Below are 18,992 nucleotides of genomic sequence, written 5' to 3'. Positions count from 1 at the left end.
GTGTCGATGTACAGCAGGTCGATTTACAGCATGGGGCGCTAGCAGCAGTACCCCAGCAGTCAGCCCCCAAGGAGACCGAACCGTGAAGAGCGCCGTGGAGACCCTGAACCCGACTCGGGTTCGGTTCACAGTCGAGGTGCCCTTCGAGGAGCTCAAGGACAGCCTCGACGCGGCCTACAAGAAGATCAACCAGCAGGTCACGGTGAAGGGCTTCCGCCAGGGCAAGGTCCCGGCGCGCGTCATCGACCAGCGGTTCGGCCGCGGTGCTGTCCTTGAGGAAGCCGTCAACGACGCGCTCCCGAAGTTCTACACCGAAGCAGTCAGCAAGGCTGAGCTCAATCCGCTGGGCCAGCCGGACGTGGACATCACCGAGCTGAAGGACGGCGAACTGCTCTCCTTCACCGCCGAGGTGGACATCCGTCCGGAGATCGAGATCCCGGACTACTCCGGCATCGAGGTCACCGTGGACGCCGTCGAGGTCTCGGACGAGGACATCGACACGTCGCTCGAACAGCTCCGCGAGCGTTTCGCCACGACCTCCCCGGTCGAGCGCGCCGCCGCCGACGGCGACACCGTGGTCCTGAACCTCGAAGCCAAGGTGGACGGCGAAGTCCTTCCGGACGGCGTCGCCGAGGGCCTTGACTACGTCATCGGCTCCGGCCAGCTGCTGGACGGCATCGACGAGGCCGTCACCGGCGTCGAGGCCGGCGGCAGCGCGACCTTCACCTCCGACCTCAAGGGCGGTACCGCCGAGGGCAAGGAGGCCGAGGTCAAGGTCGACGTCGTCGAGGTCAAGTCGCGCGAACTGCCCGAGCTCGACGATGACTTCGCCCAGCTCGCCAGCGAGTTCGACACCCTTGAAGAGCTGCGTGCGGACGCCTCCAAGCGCCTCGCGCAGACCAAGAAGTTCGACCAGGCCACGCAGGCCCAGGAGAAGGTGCTCGACGCCCTTCTCCAGCTGGTCGAGGTGCCGATCCCCGAGAAGCTCCTCGAGGACGAGATCCAGACCCGTAAGCACAACCTGGTGAACCACCAGCTGGGCCAGATGGGCATGGACCTCGAGACTTACCTCAAGGTCCAGGACAAGACCGAAGAGGCCTTCGACGCCGAGCTCAAGGAGCAGGCCGAGAAGGGCATCAAGACTCAGTTCATCCTCGACGAGCTCGTCAACAAGGAGAAGCTGTCGGTCGGCCAGGAGGAGCTCACCGAGCACCTCATGCGCCGCGCGCAGTCCTCCAACATGAGCCCGGACGAGTTCGCCAAGGCCGTCGTCGAGGGCGGCCAGGTGCCGATGCTCGTCGGCGAGGTCGCCCGCGGCAAGGCCCTCGCGGTCGTCGTGGAGGCCGTCAAGGTCGTCGACGGCAACGGCGAGACGGTGGACCTGGACGACGAGGACGAGACCGCCGAAACGGTCGAGGCCACGTCCGACGAGTCCGCCGCGGCCGTCGAGTCCGGCGAAGGCGACACGGCTGCCAAGGCCGATGAAGCTTCCGCCGCCGACTCGACCGACGCAGCCGACGAGAAGGCCGCGGAGTCCGCGAAGAACGAAGCCTGACCCTCGATCGCTTCCCAGCGCTCGTACGACGGGCCCGAACACACGCATGCCTGTGTTCGGGCCCGTCGGCTTTCCAGGCCGCTCACGGGGCCCTCAGGGGCCCGGGACCCTGCGCTCACAGCGAACAGTTCTCAATGCGGGATGGCGTTGTCCGACCTGCGCGTTAGGGTCCGTAGATAGCAAGGCAGGGGATTTTCCGAACAGCGTCGGCCGCGCCGGCGGCGCCCGTCCCCGAGCCCCAACAGACGCACAAGACGCTGAGACGGCCCGTCGCCGTCAGACAACGAGCAGGTGGATACGTGACGACTCCGATGCCTTCCGCCGCCGCTGAGCCGACCTTCGGTGGCCTCGGCGACCAGGTGTACAACCGGCTGCTCGGCGAGCGGATCATCTTCCTCGGCCAGCAGGTCGACGACGACATCGCCAACAAGATCACCGCGCAGCTGTTGCTCCTTGCCGCAGACCCGGACAAGGACATCTTCCTCTACATCAACTCTCCGGGCGGCTCCATCAGCGCCGGCATGGCGATCTACGACACCATGCAGTACATCAAGAACGACGTGGTCACCATCGCGATGGGCCTCGCCGCCTCGATGGGGCAGTTCCTGCTGAGCGCGGGCACGCCCGGCAAGCGCTTCGCGCTGCCGAACGCGGAGATCCTGATCCACCAGCCGTCCGCCGGCCTGGCCGGCTCCGCCTCGGACATCAAGATCCACGCCGAGCGGCTGCTGCACACCAAGAAGCGGATGGCGGAGCTGACCGCGCACCACACCGGCCAGACGGTGGAGCAGGTCACCCGTGACTCCGACCGCGACCGCTGGTTCTCCGCCGAAGAGGCGAAGGACTACGGCCTGCTCGACGAGGTCATGACCTCCGCCGCCGGTGTACCGGGCGGGGGCGGCACAGGCGCTGCCTGAGCCCCCTTTCCTCTCCTCTGCCCGTAGCCAGCTCATCACCAGGACGGTGAACACCCCGATGAACAACCTCTCCGGCTCCGGCCTCTACGAGGGCCACGCCGCCGAATCCCGCTACATCATTCCGCGCTTCGTGGAGCGAACCTCGCAGGGCGTCCGAGAGTACGACCCGTACGCGAAGCTCTTCGAAGAGCGAGTGGTCTTCCTCGGCGTGCAGATCGACGACGCCTCGGCCAACGACGTCATGGCGCAGCTGCTGTGCCTGGAGTCGATGGACCCGGACCGGGACATCTCGATCTACATCAACTCGCCGGGCGGCTCGTTCACCGCGCTCACCGCGATCTACGACACGATGCAGTTCGTGAAGCCCGACATCCAGACGGTCTGCATGGGCCAGGCGGCCTCCGCCGCGGCCGTGCTGCTCGCCGCCGGCACCCCCGGCAAGCGGATGGCGCTGCCCAACGCCCGCATCCTGATCCACCAGCCGTACAGCGAGGTGGGCCGGGGTCAGGTCTCCGACCTGGAGATCGCGGCCAACGAGATCCTGCGGATGCGCGCGCAGCTCGAAGGCATGCTGGCGAAGCACTCCACGGTCCCGATCGAGCAGATCCGGGATGACATCGAACGCGACAAGATTCTCACCGCCGAGGACGCGTTGGCGTACGGTCTGGTCGACCAGATCGTGTCCACCCGCAAGACCTCGGTCCCGATGGGCTGACTTGTCCTACCGGTCGGCAGGTGCGCGATCCCCCTTGGAACGGTCGGATGCAAGCGAACCGGTCCAAGGGGGGCCCGCGCGGGGGGCCCGGCAAGGTACCGTCGAATAGCAAGCACCCGGGTCCGTGGAACTCGGCGGATCCCAGGCGAAGGGGAAGCACCTCGTGGCACGCATCGGTGATGGCGGCGACCTGCTCAAGTGCTCGTTCTGCGGCAAGAGCCAGAAGCAGGTGAAGAAGCTCATCGCAGGACCGGGTGTGTACATCTGCGACGAGTGCATCGACCTCTGCAACGAGATCATCGAGGAGGAGCTCGCCGAGACCTCCGAGGTGCGTTGGGAGGAATTGCCCAAGCCTCGCGAGATCTATGAGTTCTTGGAGGGCTACGTCGTGGGCCAGGAGCCCGCGAAGAAGGCGCTCTCCGTCGCGGTCTACAACCACTACAAGCGGGTCCAGGCGACCGAGAGCAACGGCCGTGGCGGTGACGACGGCATCGAGTTGGCGAAGTCCAACATCCTGCTGCTCGGCCCGACCGGCTCCGGCAAGACCCTGCTCGCGCAGACACTGGCCAGGATGCTCAACGTCCCGTTCGCGATCGCCGACGCGACCGCGCTCACGGAAGCCGGCTATGTCGGCGAGGACGTCGAGAACATCCTGCTGAAGCTGATCCAGGCCGCTGACTACGACGTCAAGAAGGCCGAGACCGGCATCATCTACATCGACGAGATCGACAAGGTCGCCCGTAAGAGCGAGAACCCGTCGATCACGCGTGACGTCTCCGGCGAGGGTGTGCAGCAGGCGCTGCTCAAGATCCTCGAAGGCACGACGGCTTCGGTGCCCCCGCAGGGCGGCCGCAAGCACCCGCACCAGGAGTTCATCCAGATCGACACGACGAACGTGCTGTTCATCGTGGGCGGCGCGTTCGCGGGTCTGGAGAAGCTCATCGAGTCGCGGGCCGGCGCCAAGGGCATCGGCTTCGGCGCGACGATCCGCTCCAAGCGCGAGATCGAGGCCTCGGACCAGTTCCGCGAGGTCATGCCGGAGGACCTGGTGAAGTTCGGGATGATCCCGGAGTTCATCGGCCGTCTGCCGGTCATCACCTCGGTGCACAACCTCGACCGTGAGGCGCTGCTGCAGATCCTCATCGAGCCGCGCAACGCCCTCGTCAAGCAGTACGAGCGCCTCTTCGAACTCGACGGCGTGGAGCTGGAGTTCGAGCGCGGCGCGCTGGAGGCCATCGCCGACCAGGCGATCCTGCGGCAGACCGGAGCGCGCGGGCTGCGGGCCATCATGGAAGAGGTCCTGATGTCGGTGATGTACGAGGTGCCGTCCCGCAAGGACGTCGCCCGGGTCGTCATCACCGCGGAGGTCGTTCACTCGAACGTGAACCCCACGCTGGTGCCGCGTACCCGCGGCGGCGAGACGGACGAGCGGCACGAGAAGAGCGCCTGAGCCGCACCGCTCCCGCTCAGCTTCGCGGACACGCCTTCACGGATACGACGAAGGGGCGCCCGACCGGACCGGTGGGGCGCCCCTTCATCTGTCTCTCGCCTGTCCTACCGTCTGTGCGCGGCCAGTTGCGCGCCGCCGTCCGCGCGGCTCAGCGCGGGACGCGCACATCCTTGTAGATGGCCGCGGTGGTCTTCGCGAACTTCGCCGGATCGACCTTGGACGCCGAGGTGTTGCTCGCGTCGACGTGCATCACCATCGCCGCGTCCGACTTCTCGGCCCAGGTGCACACCGGCACATAGGTCGTGCCGTTCATCTTCACGACCTCGCAGTCGATCGTGGGACCGCTGACGCCGTTCGGCTGGTACGACTTGCGGGGCTTCTCCACGCTCGTCCCGCTGCCGCTGCCCTCGAAGCCCTTGTACATGTCGTCCTCGACCTTGTCGGGGTCGCCGACGAGGCCGTAGACGCCGGACAGCGCGAGGCCGGCCACCGGGTTCGCGGCGACCGTGTACTGGCCGAGCACCGAGGTCGCGCCGGGCGGCATGTCGCCCTGCACGCTGGTGCCGCCCTCCTTGAGCTGAGCGGTGTCCTTCTTCAGCTGGTAGGCGCCGTCGGCGAGGGTCTTGGGCGTCGTCAGCTTCATCGGCTCGTCGGAGCCGCCCGCGTCGTCTCCGCTGCCCAGGTCGCTGGTGTCGCCCGACGGCTTGTCGGACTTCTTCTCGTCGCCGGACGCGCCCGCGCTGCCCGCCGAATCCTGCTTGTCGGACTTCGGGTCGTCATCGCCGCCGGTCAGCACCACGGCGCCGGTCACGACCGCACCGACGAGCACGACCGAGGCCGCGACGATCGCGATCACCTTGCCCTTGCTCCCACTGCCGCCGGGCGGCGGGAACTGCGGCTGCCCGTACGGCGGTTGGCCGTAGGGCGGCTGCTGCCCGTAGGGCGGCTGCTGGGGCTGGCCGTAGGGGCCCTGCTGCCCCGGGTCGCCCTGCTGGGGGTAGCCGTAACCCGGCTGCTGGGCGCCTGGCTGCTGTCCGTACGGGTTCGGCTGCTGCGGCTGTCCGCCCCCGTACGGGTTGGATTGACCCTCGCCGTACGGACCGGGCTGCGGTGGCGGCTGGTTGAAGCTCATCTGAAATCCCCCTCAGGGCTTGCTGCTGACTGGTGCCGGCCGCCATAAGAGCGGCCGGTGTCACTTCTTGAGCTCGACCCGCGCATCGTCGCGGATCTTGGCGGTCGCCTCCGACAGCTCCTCGGCCGTCCTCGCCTTCGAGCCGGCGCCCATACCCATCCTGCCCATCTGCTGAACGAGCGCCACGGCGCTGGAGTCGCCCCACACGCACATGCTGGTCTCTATGGAGACGGGTGCGCCGGCCGACGCACCCGTCGTCTTGGTGGTCTCGCACTTCATGACCGCGCCGTCGAAGCCGTCCGGGGAGTAGGACTTCATCTCGGAGACCGTCTCGGTCTTGATCTTTCCGGACCCGCCCGCCTGCTCCTCGCGGGCCTTGCGCGTCTGTGCGAAGAACGTGTCGACGGTCTTCTCCGGGTCCGCGATGTCGCCGTAGGCGCCCGCGACCATCAGCATCGACTTGTCGTCGCCCTTGTAGCTGCCGGAGACCCCGGTGCCGTTGGTGATGCCGAGCTTCCTGGTCTTCTCGTCGTCGCCCAGCTTCTCGGTGCGGGAGCCCCCGGCGCCCTCCATCTTGGTGTAACTGCCGTCGAGGACCTGCCGCGGCAGCACGATCTTGTACGCGGCCACCTCGCCGTCGCTCTGCGTGAAGTAGAAGACGCCGGCGACGATCGCGGCCAGCGCCACCACCGAGCCCACGATGATGCCCGTCATCTTCTTGCCCCCGCCCTGCTGAGGCATCGGCAGCTGGCCGTACGGCGGCTGCTGGCCCGGCCCGCCCGGCTGCTGGCCGTAAGGGTGCGGCTGCTGGGGCTGGCCGTACGGTCCTGCAGCCTGCTGCGGGGGCTGTCCGTGCGGGGCGGCCTGCTGGCCGTAACCCTGCTGCGGAGCCGCCTGGCCGCCCTGCTGCGGGTATCCGGAGCCGGGCTGTCCGCCTCCGTAGGGGTTGGGCTGTCCCCCGCCGTACGGGCCGTTCTGCGGCGGCGGCTGGTTGTAGCTCATGCGTGCGGTTCCCCTTAAGACAACAGGCTGCTTATACGTTCCGTACATCCTGTCGGACGAATATGCGGGCCAGTGCACTGGGGACGAAACCGGTTCGAGACTGGTACAGGACCGCCCGTAGACTGATCGGCGTGACCGAGAACTCTCAGCAGAGCCCAGAGCGCAGCCCGGAGACGACACCTCAGAGCCTGCCGACCCAGTACGCGCCGGCCGAGGTGGAAGGGCAGTTGTACGAGCGCTGGGTGGAGCGCGGTTACTTCGCGGCGGACGCCAAGAGCGAGAAGGACCCGTACACCGTCGTCATCCCGCCGCCCAATGTGACCGGCGCCCTCCACCTGGGCCATGCCTTCGAGCACACGCTCATCGACGCCCTCACCCGCCGCAAGCGCATGCAGGGCTACGAGACGCTCTGGCAGCCCGGCATGGACCACGCCGGCATCGCCACCCAGAACGTCGTCGAGCGCGAGCTCGCCAAGGAGGGCAAGTCCCGCCACGACCTGGGCCGCGAGGAGTTCGTCGAGCGGGTCTGGAAGTGGAAGGGCGAGTCCGGCGGGCAGATCTCCGGCCAGATGAGGCGGCTCGGCGACGGCGTCGACTGGAGCCGCGAGCGCTTCACGATGGACGAGGGCCTGTCCAAGTCCGTCCAGACCATCTTCAAGCGGCTCTACGACGACGAGCTGATCTACCGCGCCGAGCGCATCATCAACTGGTGCCCGCGCTGCCTGACCGCGATCTCGGACATCGAGGTCGAATACCAGGACGACGAGGGCGAGCTCGTCTCCATCAAGTACGGCGAGGGCGAGCAGAGCCTCGTCGTCGCGACCACCCGCGCCGAGACGATGCTCGGTGACACCGCCGTCGCGGTGCACCCCGACGACCCCCGCTACGCCCACCTCGTCGGCGCCGAGATCGAACTGCCGCTCACCGGCCGCCGCATCCCGGTGGTCGCGGACGAGCACGTCGACCCGGAGTTCGGCACCGGCGCGGTCAAGGTCACTCCGGCCCACGACCCGAACGACTTCGAGATCGGCCGCCGGCACGACCTCGAAAACCTCGCGGTCCTCGACGAGCGCGGCGTGATCACCGCCCACGGCCCCTTCCAGGGCCTGGACCGCTTCGAGGCCCGCGGCGCCATCGTCGCCGCGCTGCGCGCCGAGGGCCGGATCGTCGCCGAGAAGCGCCCGTACACCCACTCCGTCGGGCACTGCTCGCGCTGCAAGACGACCATCGAGCCGCGGCTGTCCATGCAGTGGTGGGTCAAGGTCGGCCCGCTCGCGAAGGAGGCCGGCGACGCCGTCCGCGACGACCGGGTCAAGATCCACCCGAAGGAGATGGAGTCCCGCTACTTCGGCTGGGTCGACAACCTGCACGACTGGTGCATCTCGCGGCAGCTGTGGTGGGGCCACCGGATTCCGGTCTGGTACGGCCCTGCGGGCGAAGTCGTCTGCGTCGGGCCCGACGACGCGCCGCCGACGGGCGAGGGCTGGACGCAGGACAGCGACGTCCTGGACACCTGGTTCTCCTCCGCGCTGTGGCCCTTCTCCACCCTCGGCTGGCCCGGACAGAGTGAGAGCGTCGAGAAGTTCTATCCGAACTCGGTCCTGGTCACCGGCTACGACATCCTCTTCTTCTGGGTCGCCCGGATGATGATGTTCGGCCTCTACGCGATGGACGGCACCCCGCCCTTCCACACCATCGTGCTGCACGGCATGGTCCGCGACGAGCGCGGCAAGAAGATGTCGAAGTCCTTCGGCAACGCGGTCGACCCGCTGGACTGGATGGACAAGTACGGCTCCGACGCCGTCCGCTTCACCCTCGCCCGCGGCGCCAACCCCGGTACGGACGTGCCGATCGGCGAGGACTGGGTCCAGGCCTCCCGCAACTTCGCCAACAAGCTCTGGAACGCGACCCGCTTCGCGCTGATGAACGGCGCGACGACCGAGGGCGAACTGCCCCCGGCCGAGGAACTGTCGGCCACCGACCGGTGGATTCTGTCCCGGCTGAACGAGGTCGTCGCCGAGACGGACGCGTATTACGAGGACTACCAGTTCGCGAAGCTCTCCGACACCCTCTACCACTTCGCGTGGGACGAGGTCTTCGACTGGTACGTCGAGCTGTCCAAGACCACCTTCATCCAGGGCGGCCCGGGCGCGGCGGTCTCCGGACGCGTCCTGGGCGAGGTCCTGGACGTCACGCTGCGGCTGCTGCATCCGATCGTCCCCTTCGTCACCGAGACGCTGTGGACCACGCTCACCGGGCGTGAGTCCGTCGTCATCGCCGACTGGCCGACCGACAGCGGCTTCCGCGACCAGCCGGCCGAGCGCGAGATCGCCCTCGTCCAGCAGGTGATCACCGAGGTCCGCCGGTTCCGCGCCGACCAGGGGCTGCAGCCCGGCCAGAAGGTCCCGGCCGAGCTCGACCTGTCCGGCACCGCGCTCGCCGCGCACGAGGCCGCCATCCGTCAGCTGCTGCGCCTGCAGCCCGCGGGCGACGGCTTCCAGGCGACCGCCTCGCTGCCGGTCGCGGGCGCGACGGTGGCCCTCGACCTGTCCGGCACGATCGACATCCCGGCCGAGCGCAAGCGGCTGCAGAAGGACCTCGCCGCCGCCGAGAAGGACAAGGCGCAGGCCACGGCGAAGCTCGGCAACGAGGCGTTCCTCGCCAAGGCGCCGGACGACGTCAAGGACAAGATCCGCGCCAGGCTGGCCAAGGCGGACGCGGACATCGCCCGCATCACCGCCCAGCTGGAGGCGCTCCCGCAGGGCTGAGCGCCCCCGCAGGCAAGGCCGGCCCGCTCACACCGGGCTCGGCACAGGTCCCCACGCGCGCCGCGTGGGGACCTGTCGCGTCTCGGGTGCCCGCCGGACGCCCCGCCGCCGTGTGTCGGACGGCCCCGCCGCGCGTCGGACGCCCCGCCGCGTGTCCGATGTCACGGCCCCGCCCGGCGAAGGACGTTCGCCGACGCGTCACCGGCTGCGCCCCGCCCGCCCGCTCCCGGCGGCCGGATGACGGCAGGGGCGTGCGCGGCCGGTACGGGGGCGGTACAGCGGCCCGTACGGGGTCCATGCCCGGCTCCCTGCCGGGGCGGGCGCACGCGGCGACATCCGGTGTCGTACGGCGACCGTAGACTGAGCGGTGTGAGCGAGAGCCCCCGAAACGACGACCTTGGCCCCGACGATTCGCACCACCTCGACGAGTTCGACGAGATCGTCCACGCCGAGACCGACCGTGACCCCGATCTCGCCGTGATCGCGGCCGGGAGCCGGACACTGAGCGCGCGCGGAGGCCCCGCGCAGGACGACGGCCTGCCGGCCCGTCCGCAGGACCCGGAGGTCGACCGGGCGCTGCGCGAGGTCGAGACGGAGCTGGCGCAGCGCTGGCCCGAGACCAAGCTGGAGCCGTCGCTGACGCGCATCGCCGCGCTGATGGACATCCTCGGCGAGCCGCAGCGCGCCTACCCCTCCATCCACATCACCGGCACCAACGGCAAGACCAGCACCGCGCGCATGGTGGAAGCCCTGCTGCGCGGCTTCGAACTGCGCACCGGCCGCTACACCAGCCCGCACGTCCAGTCCGTGACCGAGCGGATCAGCCTGGACGGCGTGCCGATCGAGGCCGAGCGGTTCATCGAGACCTACCAGGACATCAAGCCCTACATCGAGATGGTCGACGGGCAGCAGGAGCACCGGCTGTCCTTCTTCGAGGTGCTGACCGGCATGGCGTACGCGGCCTTCGCCGACGCCCCGGTGGACGTCGCCGTCGTCGAGGTCGGCATGGGCGGCAGCTGGGACGCGACGAACGTCATCGACGCCGCCGTCGCCGTCGTCACCCCGATCTCGCTGGACCACACCGAGCGGCTGGGCGGCACCACCGAGCAGATCGCCGTCGAGAAGGCCGGCATCGTCAAGCCGCTGACCTCGCCGGCCGGCGGCGGCGGCGCGACGGTCGTCATGGCGCAGCAGCCGGTGGACGCCGCGTCGGTGCTGCTCCGGCGCGCCGTCGAGGTGGACGCCACGGTCGCCCGCGAGGGCATGGAGTTCGGCGTGATCGGCCGGGAGGTCGCGGTCGGCGGCCAGCTGATGACGCTGCGCGGCCTGGGCGGCGAGTACACGGACATCTTCCTGCCGCTGCACGGCGCGCACATGGCGCACAACGCGGCGGTGGCGCTGGCCGCGGTCGAGGCGTTCTTCGGCATCGGCTCGGAACACAACCGCTCGCTGGACATCGACACGGTCCGCACCGCCTTCGCCTCGGTCGTCTCACCGGGCCGGCTGGAGGTCGTGCGCCGCAGCCCGAGCATCATCCTGGACGCCGCGCACAACCCGGCCGGGGCCCGCGCCGCGGCCGAGGCGATCAGCGAGGCGTTCGACTTCAACCGGCTGATCGGCGTGGTCGGCGCGAGCGCAGGCAAGGACATCCGCGGTGTGCTGGAGGCCTTCGAGCCGATCTTCACCGAGGTCGTGGTGACCCGGAACGCGAGCCACCGGGCGATGGACGCGGACGATCTGGCAGCTGTGGCCGTCGAGGTGTTCGGCCAGGACCGAGTGCAGGTGGAGCCGCGTCTCGACGACGCGCTGGAGGCCGCGCTCACCCTCGCCGAGCAGGAGGGCGAGCTCTCCGGCACCGGAGTGCTGGTCACCGGCTCGGTCATTACCGTCGGCGAGGCCCGGCTGCTGCTGGGCAGGAGGTGAGCAGCCGTGAGGACGCTGTGTGCGAGCACCCTGATCGGTGAGTTCTTCGTGATCGGCTTCGCCGGTCTGGTGGCGAATCAGATGTCCGGCCTCTCGACGGCCACCGTCTGGACGGTCTGCGGCGTCGGCATGCTGCTGTGCGTACTGCTGTGCGGCGCGCTCACCCGACCGGGTGCGGTCCAGGTGGGTTGGGCCATCCAGGTCGCGCTCATCGCGAGCGGCTTCGTCATTCCGACGATGTTCTTCCTCGGCCTGGTGTTCGCCGCCCTGTGGTGGGCCTCGGTCCACTACGGCGGCAGAATCGACGAGGCGAAGGCGCGGTTCGCGGCCGGCTCCGGGACCAGGCCTGACGCTGCGTGACCGTGTGACGGGTGGTCCCTGTAACCTCGGACCACCCGTTCGTATCAGTCGCGCGGTAGTTCGCCGCAGTAGTCCGCCGCGGTACTTCGCCGCACACAAGGAGCCCGCAATATGACCCAGCGCACCCTCGTTCTCCTCAAGCCCGACGCGGTCAGGCGCGGCCTGATCGGCGAGATCATCGGCCGGATCGAGAACAAGGCGCAGTGGTCCATCACCGCGCTGGAAATGCGCGGCCTGGACCTCGGGCTGCTGGAGCAGCACTACGGCGAGCACGCGGGCAAGCCGTTCTACGAGCCGCTGGTGCAGTTCATGTCCTCAGGACCCATCGTCTCGATGGTCGTCGAGGGCGACCGGGTGATCGAGGGCGTACGGACCCTGACCGGCCCGACCGACCCGATCGCCGCGGCCCCCGGCAGCATCCGTGGTGACTTCGGCACCATCGTGCGGGAGAACCTCGTCCACGCCTCGGACTCCGAGGAGTCCGCACAGCGAGAGATCAAACTTTTCTTCCCCGGTCTTGTCTGATCGATCGAACTCGTTTGATCGATCGAAGCGAGAAAGAATTCCCGCGGCCCGGAACAAGGGCTGCTCAGCCGCGTTGTCGGCCCGGGGCGACCGAGTCCGTTCGGTCGCCCCGCGGCATATGCGTGGCGAACGGGGGAACCCATCCCTCCGACACGACGTCACCATTACTGGTACGGGTACGTGTTCTGCTGACAATGGCAGCGGAGCCCTCGCATCGTGTTCGAGCGAGCGCGACTACGATGGGGGCTTCCGCGCCCCGCAGCGCACCTCCCGCCGCCCTCAAGTCATCATTTCTCCAGCTGGGAAGGCCAGACATATCCTCATGGGGAACAACATGTCGTTCATCGGCCGTGACATGGCTGTCGACCTCGGGACCGCCAATACGCTGGTGTATGTCAGAGGTCGCGGCATCGTCCTCAATGAACCCTCCGTCGTCGCGATCAACACCAACACCGGTGGCATTCTCGCGGTCGGCTCCGAAGCCAAGAAGATGATCGGCCGGACCCCCGGCAATATCGTCGCGGTCCGCCCGATGAAGGACGGCGTGATCGCCGACTTCGAGATCACCGAGCGGATGCTCCGGTACTTCATCCTCAAGATCCATAAGCGTCGCTGGATGGCCCGCCCCCGGGTCGTCGTGTGCGTGCCCTCCGGCATCACCGGAGTCGAGCGCCGCGCCGTCATCGAGGCGTCGACCCAGGCCGGCGCGCGCCAGGTGCACATCATCGAAGAGCCGATGGCCGCAGCCATCGGCTCCGGCCTGCCGGTCCACGAAGCGACCGGCAACATGGTCGTGGACATCGGCGGCGGCACCACCGAGGTCGCGGTGATCTCACTCGGCGGAATCGTCACGGCACAGTCGATCCGGGTCGCCGGCGACGAGCTGGACAACGCGATCATCCAGCACATCAAGAAGGAGTACAGCCTCCTTCTCGGTGAGCGCACCGCCGAGAACATCAAGATCACCATCGGCTCCGCGTACGACCTGGAGCAGGACGAGCACACCGAGATCCGCGGCCGCGACCTGGTCAGCGGCCTCCCCAAGACCGTGGTCATCTCGGCCGCGGAGGTCCGCAAGGCCATCGAGGAACCGGTCAACTCGATCGTGGACGCGGTCAAGACCACCCTCGACAAGTGCCCGCCCGAACTGTCCGGCGACGTCATGGACCGCGGCATCGTGCTCACCGGCGGCGGCGCCCTGCTCCGCGGCCTCGACGAGCGGCTGCGCCGCGAGACCGGCATGCCGATCCACATCGCCGAGAACCCGCTCGACTCCGTCGCGCTGGGCTCCGGCAAATGCGTCGAGGAGTTCGAGGCGCTCCAGCAGGTGCTGGACTCCCAGCCGCGCAGATGACGTTCCCGTTCAACCGCTTTCCGCCACCGGCGGATCGCTGATATACAGGCATGACACCCCCTGAGCACCGGCGCCGGCCTCGCAGCCGACCGGTCAGAAGAGAAGGGCACGCCGCCGCACGTGAGGGACACACGAGAGAGCCGGCTGCTCCTGGTGCTGCTGATCGCCATCGCGTTCGCACTGATCACGGTGGACATCCGCGGCGGTGAGCAATCCCCGCTCGACGGTTCCCGGCAGGCCGCCGCCTCGGTCTTCGGACCGGTGGAGAACGGGGTCGCGGCCGCCGTCGACCCGGTCGGCAACGCCATCGCCGCCGTACGGGACTCCGACGACCGGCACGACCGGATCAGCGCACTGGAACGCGAGAACTCCGCGCTCAAGACGAGACTCGGCAGCGACGACCGCACCCGCAGCCGCGCCCGCGAACTCGACAAAATGCTCAAGACCGCCGGCGCCGGCCAGTACGGCATCAAGGGCGCCCAGGTCATCGCGATAGGAGCCGCCCAAGGCTTCTCCTGGACGGTCACCATCGACGCCGGCCGCAACGACGGCCTCACCCGCGACATGACCGTCATCAACGGAGACGGACTCGTCGGCCGGGTCACCACCGTCGGCCCCTCGACCGCGACCGTGCTGCTCGCCAACGACCCCGACTTCACCGTCGGCACCCGGATGGAGAAGTCGAACGAACTCGGCTTCGCCACCGGCCAGGGCGACCGCGCGCTGCGCGTCCAACTGCTCAACGGCAAGGCCAAGGTCAAGAAGGGCGACCGGCTGGTCACCTTCGGCTCCCGCGCCGACAAGCCCTTCGTCCCCGGCGTGCCGGTCGGCGAAGTGGTCCGCGTCGACCCCTCGGGCGGCGACCTGACCCGCAACGTCCAGGTCCGCCCGTACGTCGGCTTCAGCAAACTCGACATCGTCGGCGTCGTGGTCCAGCCGCCGCGCGAGAACCCCCGGGACACCGTGCTGCCGCCGAAGGCCAAGCCCACGCCGACGCCCACGGTGACCGTCACGGTCACCCCTTCGAGCACCCCCGGGAGCTGAACGTGCGCCTCAACCGGATGTTGCTCTCGACCGTCCTGGTGGTCGTCGCGCTGGTCGTCCAGGTCAGCGTGCTCGCCCGGCTCCAGCTGCCCGGCGCGGTCCCCGACCTGACACTGCTCGTCGTACTGGGCCTCGCGCTCGTCTACGGACACGTCGGCGGCGCCCTCGTCGGCTTCGGCGCCGGGCTGCTCGCCGACCTCGCCCCGCCGGCCGACCACGCCGTGGGCCGCTACGCCCTGGTGCTGTGCGTCATCGGCTATCTCGTCGGCCTCGCCAAGCCCGAGACCGGCCAGATCAAATCCGCGACCGGCCCGCTGGTCGTCGTCGTCGGCGCCGCGATCGGCAGCACCCTGCTGTACGCGGGCGTCGGCGCACTGGTGGGCGACACCGCCGCCCGCGAGGTCGGCATCGGCGGCCTGCTGTTCACCGCCGCCCTGTACGACCTGCTGCTCGCCCCCTTCATCGTCCCCCTGGTCATGATCCTGGCGAGACGCGTGGAACACGACCCGCTGGCCGGCGACGGCTCCGGAGCCGGCGGCGTCGACGCCCAGCGCTGGATGAACATCGGCACCAGCGCCCGCACCGGCCGCAGCAGCCGGCTCGGCAAGGCGGCCAGGATCGGCAGCCAGCGCGGCGGACTGCTCGGTAAATCGGCACGCAGCAGGGCAAGCAGGATCAAGGGGGTCAAGCGGCTGTGAGCAACATCCCGGAGACCGGACGCACCTCACGGGTGACCATCAGACTGGTCGTCATCCAGATCCTGGTCCTCTCGCTGCTCCTCACCCTCGGCGGGCGGCTCTGGTACCTCCAGATCCGCAACGGCGACGAATACGCCGACGAAGCCTCGAACAACCACGTCCAGCAGGTCGTCCAGCCCGCCGTGCGCGGCTCCATCCTGGACGCCCGCGGCGTGCCCATCGCCGACAACCAGACCCGGCTCGTCGTCTCCGCCAGCCGCACCGAGCTGATGAAGATGAAGGACAAGGGCACCGCCGTGCTCGCCCGGCTGGCCGAGGCGCTGGACCTCAAGCCCCGGGAAGTGGCCGGCAAGGTCAGGCTGTGCGACGCCAAGACGCCGCAGCCCTGCTGGAACGGCTCGCCCTACCAGCCCATCCCGATCACCGACGAGGCCACCCCGCAGCAGGCCCTGCAGATCCGCGAACGGGCCGAAGAGTTCCCCGGCATCACCGCCGAGCCCACTCCCGTACGCCGCTACGCCGCCCCCGGCACGGCCAACAGCGCGCAGGTCCTCGGCTACCTCTCGCCGGTCACCGACGGCGAGATCAAGAAGGCCGAGCACACCACCTCGCCGCTGCTGCGCTCCGACCAGATCGGCCGCTCCGGCCTTGAGCGCTCGTACGACGCCCAGCTGCGCGGCAAGGCGGGTGTGACCCGATACGAGGTGGACAACCTCGGCCGCGTCATCGGCAAGGCCAAGAGCGACGACGCGCAGCCCGGCTCCAGCGTCGTCACGAGCATAGATTCACGGGTGCAGGCGGTCGCCGAGAAGCAGCTCGACCTGGCGATGAAGGCGGCCCGCAAGGAGCACGACCGCAACACCAACCGCAACTACGAGGCCGACGCGGGCGCGGTCGTGGTGATGGAGACCAAGACGGGCCGGGTCGTGTCGATGGCCTCGAACCCGTCGTACGACCCCAACGCGTGGGTCGGCGGCATCTCCGGCAAGGACTACACCAAGCTCACCGGCAAGGGGTCCAACTACCCGCTGCTGAACCGCGCGATCCAGGGGCAGGCCGCCCCCGGCTCGATCTTCAAGGTCATCCCGACCACCGCGGCGGTCAACGCCGGCTACGACTTCAACGGCGGCTACGCCTGCACCAGCTCGTACAACATCGGCGGCCAGATCTTCAAGAACTTCGAATCGGCGGACCACGGCTCGATCAGCCTCGGCAAGGCGCTGGAGGTCTCCTGCGACACCGTCTTCTACGACCTCGCCTACCGGCAGTGGCAGAAGGACGGCGGCAACACGCCGAAGCCGAACCCGGGGGACTGGTTCTACAAGACCGCCCACCAGTTCGGCCTCGGCAAGGAGACCGGCATCGACCTGCCGAACGAGGTCACCGGCCGGATTCCGGACCGCCAGTGGAAGAAGGACTACTGGAAGTCCAACAAGGACGTCTGGTGCAAGGAGGCGAAGTCCGGGAAGACGGACTACGCCTCGCAGATCGCCAAGGAGAACTGCGTCTCGGGCATGAAGATGCGCGCCGGTGACGCCGTCAACTACTCGATCGGGCAGGGCGACACCCTCGTCACCCCGATACAGATGGCGACGATCTACGCGGGCATCGCGAACGGCGGCACGCTCTACGACCCGACCGTCGGCAAGGCCATCGTCAGCGCGGACGGCAAGCGGGTCGAGCCCATCAAGCCGAAGTCGCACGGCAAGCTGCCGATAAGCCCCACCCTGCGCAAGCAGATGGACGAGGCGCTGGCCGGCGTCGCCACCCGCGGCACCGCGGCCTGGCGGTTCGGCGGCTGGCCGCAGGACAAGATCCCGATGCACGCCAAGACCGGTACCGCCGAGGTCTACGGCAAGCAGACCACCTCGTGGTTCGCGACGTACACCAAGGACTACTCGATCGTCATGACGATCGCCCAGGGCGGCACCGGCTCCGGCGCCTCCGGGCCGGCGGTGCGCAGCATCTACGACGCGATGTACGGCGTGCAGAAGGACGGCTCGATCGACAAGAAGAGGGCGCTGCTGTCCCAGCCGCAGGCGAAGCTGCCGAAGATCGAGAAGGACGGTTCGATCGAGGCCCAGTCGATCGCCGTACCGAAGCCCCCGGCTGCCAACGTGCCGCTCACGGCGGGAACGGCGGGCGCGGCGGCGAGTCCGGGAGCGACGGGAGCCACGGGCGCGCCCGATGGTCCCCGAACCGCGGGCGGTCCAGGCACCGCCGGCGGTCCGGGAACCGCGGGCATCCCGGCGGAGACCCCCGCGGGCAGGAGGCCGGGCACATGACGAGCCAGCACACCTACGCCATCCGCCGCTTCTCCCCGGAGCGCGGCGCCTGGGGCAAGCTCATGGCGCGCGACTCGCTCGTGCGCCGCCTCGACTGGGTCCTGCTGCTGGCCGCCGTCACGCTCTCCCTCGTCGGCTCGCTGCTGGTCTTCTCCGCGACCCGTAACCGCACCGAGCTGACCCACGGCGACCAGTACTACTTCTTCTTCCGCCACCTGCTCAACACCGGCATCGGCCTGGCCCTCGCGGCGGGGACCCTCTGGCTGGGCCACCGCACGCTGCGCGGCGCGGTGCCGATCCTCTACGGGCTCTCGGTGGTGCTGGTCCTCGCGGTGCTCACCCCGGTCGGCTCGACGGTCAACGGCGCGCACGCCTGGATCGTGATCGGCGGCGGATTCTCGCTCCAGCCGTCCGAGTTCACCAAGATCACCATCATCCTCGGCATGGCGATGATGCTCGCGGGCCGGGTGGACGCGGGCGACCGGCTGCACCCCGACCACCGCACCGTCATGCAGTCCCTCGCGCTGGCCGCGCTGCCGATCGCGGTCATCATGATGATGCCGGACCTCGGCTCGGTGATGGTCATCGCCGTCATCGTGCTAGGCGTCCTGCTGGCCTCCGGCGCCTCCAACCGCTGGGTGTTCGGCCTGATCGGCACCGGCGCGCTCGGCGCCTTCCTGATCTGGCAGCTCGGCGTCCTCGACCAGTACCAGATAGACCGCTTCGCCGCCTTCGCCAACCCCGCCCTCGACCCGGCGGGCGTCGGCTACAACACCAACCAGGCGCGCATCGCCATCGGCTCCGGCCAGCTCACCGGCAAGGGCCTCTTCGAGGGCACCCAGACCACCGGCCAGTTCGTCCCCGAGCAGCAGACCGACTTCGTCTTCACCGTCGCAGGCGAGGAGCTGGGCTTCCTCGGCGCGGCCCTGATCATCGTGCTGCTGGGCGTCATCCTCTGGCGCGCCTGCCGCATCGCCCGTGACACCAGCGAGCTGTACGGCACGATCGTCGCCGCCGGAATCATCGCCTGGTTCGCCTTCCAGGCCTTCGAGAACATCGGCATGACGCTGGGCATCATGCCGGTCGCGGGGCTGCCGCTGCCCTTCGTGTCGTACGGCGGGTCGTCGATGTTCGCGGTCTGGATAGGGGTGGGGCTGTTGCAGTCGATCCGGGTGCAGCGGCCGTTGTCGGCCTGAGGGCGGCGGGCCGCCGGACCCCACGCGTCGGCGGTCTGCCGGTGGAGCCGTCGCGGGGCTAGATTCGA

The 18,992-nt window shown here is 69.0% G+C and carries 15 protein-coding genes; 13 read left to right on the top strand and 2 right to left on the bottom strand.

Annotated features, from left to right (window positions below; translation table 11 throughout):
* The first annotated feature begins 82 nt into the window (after window positions 1–82).
* The 4 genes from tig (at window position 83) to clpX (ending at window position 4,637) form a co-directional block, all read left to right on the top strand.
* The gene (tig, locus tag QMK28_RS00585) at window positions 83–1,555 is read left to right on the top strand and encodes a trigger factor (RefSeq protein ID WP_326434911.1); all 1,473 of its coding nucleotides are present in this window, start codon (window positions 83–85) and stop codon (window positions 1,553–1,555) included.
* Window positions 1,556–1,866: 311 nt separating this feature from the next.
* Window positions 1,867–2,472 carry an ATP-dependent Clp protease proteolytic subunit gene (locus tag QMK28_RS00580; protein WP_326434966.1) on the top strand — a complete coding sequence of 202 codons (606 nt, stop codon included), beginning with the start codon at window positions 1,867–1,869 and terminating at the stop codon, window positions 2,470–2,472.
* A gap of 58 nt (window positions 2,473–2,530) precedes the next feature.
* Window positions 2,531–3,187, top strand: coding sequence for an ATP-dependent Clp protease proteolytic subunit (locus QMK28_RS00575; protein WP_326434965.1), 657 nt, complete (start codon window positions 2,531–2,533; stop codon window positions 3,185–3,187).
* Window positions 3,188–3,350: 163 nt separating this feature from the next.
* Window positions 3,351–4,637, top strand: a complete 1,287-nt coding sequence (gene clpX, locus QMK28_RS00570) for an ATP-dependent Clp protease ATP-binding subunit ClpX (RefSeq protein ID WP_326434910.1) — start codon at window positions 3,351–3,353, stop codon at window positions 4,635–4,637.
* A 148-nt stretch (window positions 4,638–4,785) separates the two neighbouring features.
* Here clpX and QMK28_RS00565 read toward each other — a convergent pair whose 3' ends face one another.
* Window positions 4,786–5,769, bottom strand: coding sequence for a hypothetical protein (locus QMK28_RS00565; protein ID WP_326434909.1), 984 nt, complete (start codon window positions 5,767–5,769; stop codon window positions 4,786–4,788).
* Window positions 5,770–5,829: 60 nt separating this feature from the next.
* The gene (locus QMK28_RS00560; RefSeq protein WP_326434908.1) at window positions 5,830–6,771 is read right to left on the bottom strand and encodes a hypothetical protein; all 942 of its coding nucleotides are present in this window, start codon (window positions 6,769–6,771) and stop codon (window positions 5,830–5,832) included.
* A gap of 131 nt (window positions 6,772–6,902) precedes the next feature.
* On the opposite strand from QMK28_RS00560, the gene QMK28_RS00555 reads away from it, so the two are divergent.
* The 9 genes from QMK28_RS00555 (at window position 6,903) to rodA (ending at window position 18,924) form a co-directional block, all read left to right on the top strand.
* The gene (locus tag QMK28_RS00555) at window positions 6,903–9,539 is read left to right on the top strand and encodes a valine--tRNA ligase (RefSeq protein ID WP_326434907.1); all 2,637 of its coding nucleotides are present in this window, start codon (window positions 6,903–6,905) and stop codon (window positions 9,537–9,539) included.
* 369 nt (window positions 9,540–9,908) lie between these two features.
* The gene (gene folC, locus QMK28_RS00550; protein ID WP_326434906.1) at window positions 9,909–11,462 is read left to right on the top strand and encodes a bifunctional tetrahydrofolate synthase/dihydrofolate synthase; all 1,554 of its coding nucleotides are present in this window, start codon (window positions 9,909–9,911) and stop codon (window positions 11,460–11,462) included.
* Window positions 11,463–11,468: 6 nt separating this feature from the next.
* Window positions 11,469–11,822: a DUF4233 domain-containing protein gene (locus QMK28_RS00545; RefSeq protein ID WP_326434905.1), complete on the top strand. Its 354-nt coding sequence runs from the start codon at window positions 11,469–11,471 to the stop codon at window positions 11,820–11,822.
* A 111-nt stretch (window positions 11,823–11,933) separates the two neighbouring features.
* Window positions 11,934–12,347 carry a nucleoside-diphosphate kinase gene (gene ndk / locus QMK28_RS00540; RefSeq protein ID WP_326434904.1) on the top strand — a complete coding sequence of 138 codons (414 nt, stop codon included), beginning with the start codon at window positions 11,934–11,936 and terminating at the stop codon, window positions 12,345–12,347.
* 334 nt (window positions 12,348–12,681) lie between these two features.
* On the top strand, window positions 12,682–13,701 hold the full coding sequence (locus QMK28_RS00535) for a rod shape-determining protein (RefSeq protein WP_326434963.1): 1,020 nt from the start codon (window positions 12,682–12,684) through the stop codon (window positions 13,699–13,701).
* A gap of 120 nt (window positions 13,702–13,821) precedes the next feature.
* Window positions 13,822–14,745: a rod shape-determining protein MreC gene (gene mreC / locus QMK28_RS00530; protein WP_326434903.1), complete on the top strand. Its 924-nt coding sequence runs from the start codon at window positions 13,822–13,824 to the stop codon at window positions 14,743–14,745.
* 2 nt (window positions 14,746–14,747) lie between these two features.
* Window positions 14,748–15,443, top strand: a complete 696-nt coding sequence (gene mreD, locus QMK28_RS00525; protein WP_326434902.1) for a rod shape-determining protein MreD — start codon at window positions 14,748–14,750, stop codon at window positions 15,441–15,443.
* Window positions 15,440–17,728 carry a penicillin-binding protein 2 gene (mrdA, locus tag QMK28_RS00520; RefSeq protein WP_326434901.1) on the top strand — a complete coding sequence of 763 codons (2,289 nt, stop codon included), beginning with the start codon at window positions 15,440–15,442 and terminating at the stop codon, window positions 17,726–17,728. The genes mreD and mrdA overlap by 4 nt, the downstream gene beginning before the upstream one ends.
* Window positions 17,725–18,924 carry a rod shape-determining protein RodA gene (gene rodA, locus QMK28_RS00515; RefSeq protein ID WP_326434900.1) on the top strand — a complete coding sequence of 400 codons (1,200 nt, stop codon included), beginning with the start codon at window positions 17,725–17,727 and terminating at the stop codon, window positions 18,922–18,924. Before mrdA ends, rodA begins: the two co-directional genes overlap by 4 nt.
* Window positions 18,925–18,992: the final 68 nt, after the last annotated feature.

Source organism: Streptomyces sp. H27-D2, assembly GCF_035828615.1.
Classification (GTDB): domain Bacteria; phylum Actinomycetota; class Actinomycetes; order Streptomycetales; family Streptomycetaceae; genus Streptomyces.
This window is presented reverse-complemented; position numbering and strand designations above follow the sequence as displayed.

What these genes read in the sequence shown, in the direction of transcription:
- ndk (WP_326434904.1), top strand. Translation starts at nt 11,934, where the DNA reads ATGACCCAGCGCACCCTCGTTCTCCTCAAGCCCGACGCGGTCAGGCGC.
- QMK28_RS00575 (WP_326434965.1), top strand. Translation starts at nt 2,531, where the DNA reads ATGAACAACCTCTCCGGCTCCGGCCTCTACGAGGGCCACGCCGCCGAA.
- QMK28_RS00565 (WP_326434909.1), bottom strand. Translation starts at nt 5,769, where the DNA reads ATGAGCTTCAACCAGCCGCCACCGCAGCCCGGTCCGTACGGCGAGGGT.
- QMK28_RS00560 (WP_326434908.1), bottom strand. Translation starts at nt 6,771, where the DNA reads ATGAGCTACAACCAGCCGCCGCCGCAGAACGGCCCGTACGGCGGGGGA.
- QMK28_RS00535 (WP_326434963.1), top strand. Translation starts at nt 12,682, where the DNA reads ATGTCGTTCATCGGCCGTGACATGGCTGTCGACCTCGGGACCGCCAAT.
- QMK28_RS00580 (WP_326434966.1), top strand. Translation starts at nt 1,867, where the DNA reads ATGCCTTCCGCCGCCGCTGAGCCGACCTTCGGTGGCCTCGGCGACCAG.
- rodA (WP_326434900.1), top strand. Translation starts at nt 17,725, where the DNA reads ATGACGAGCCAGCACACCTACGCCATCCGCCGCTTCTCCCCGGAGCGC.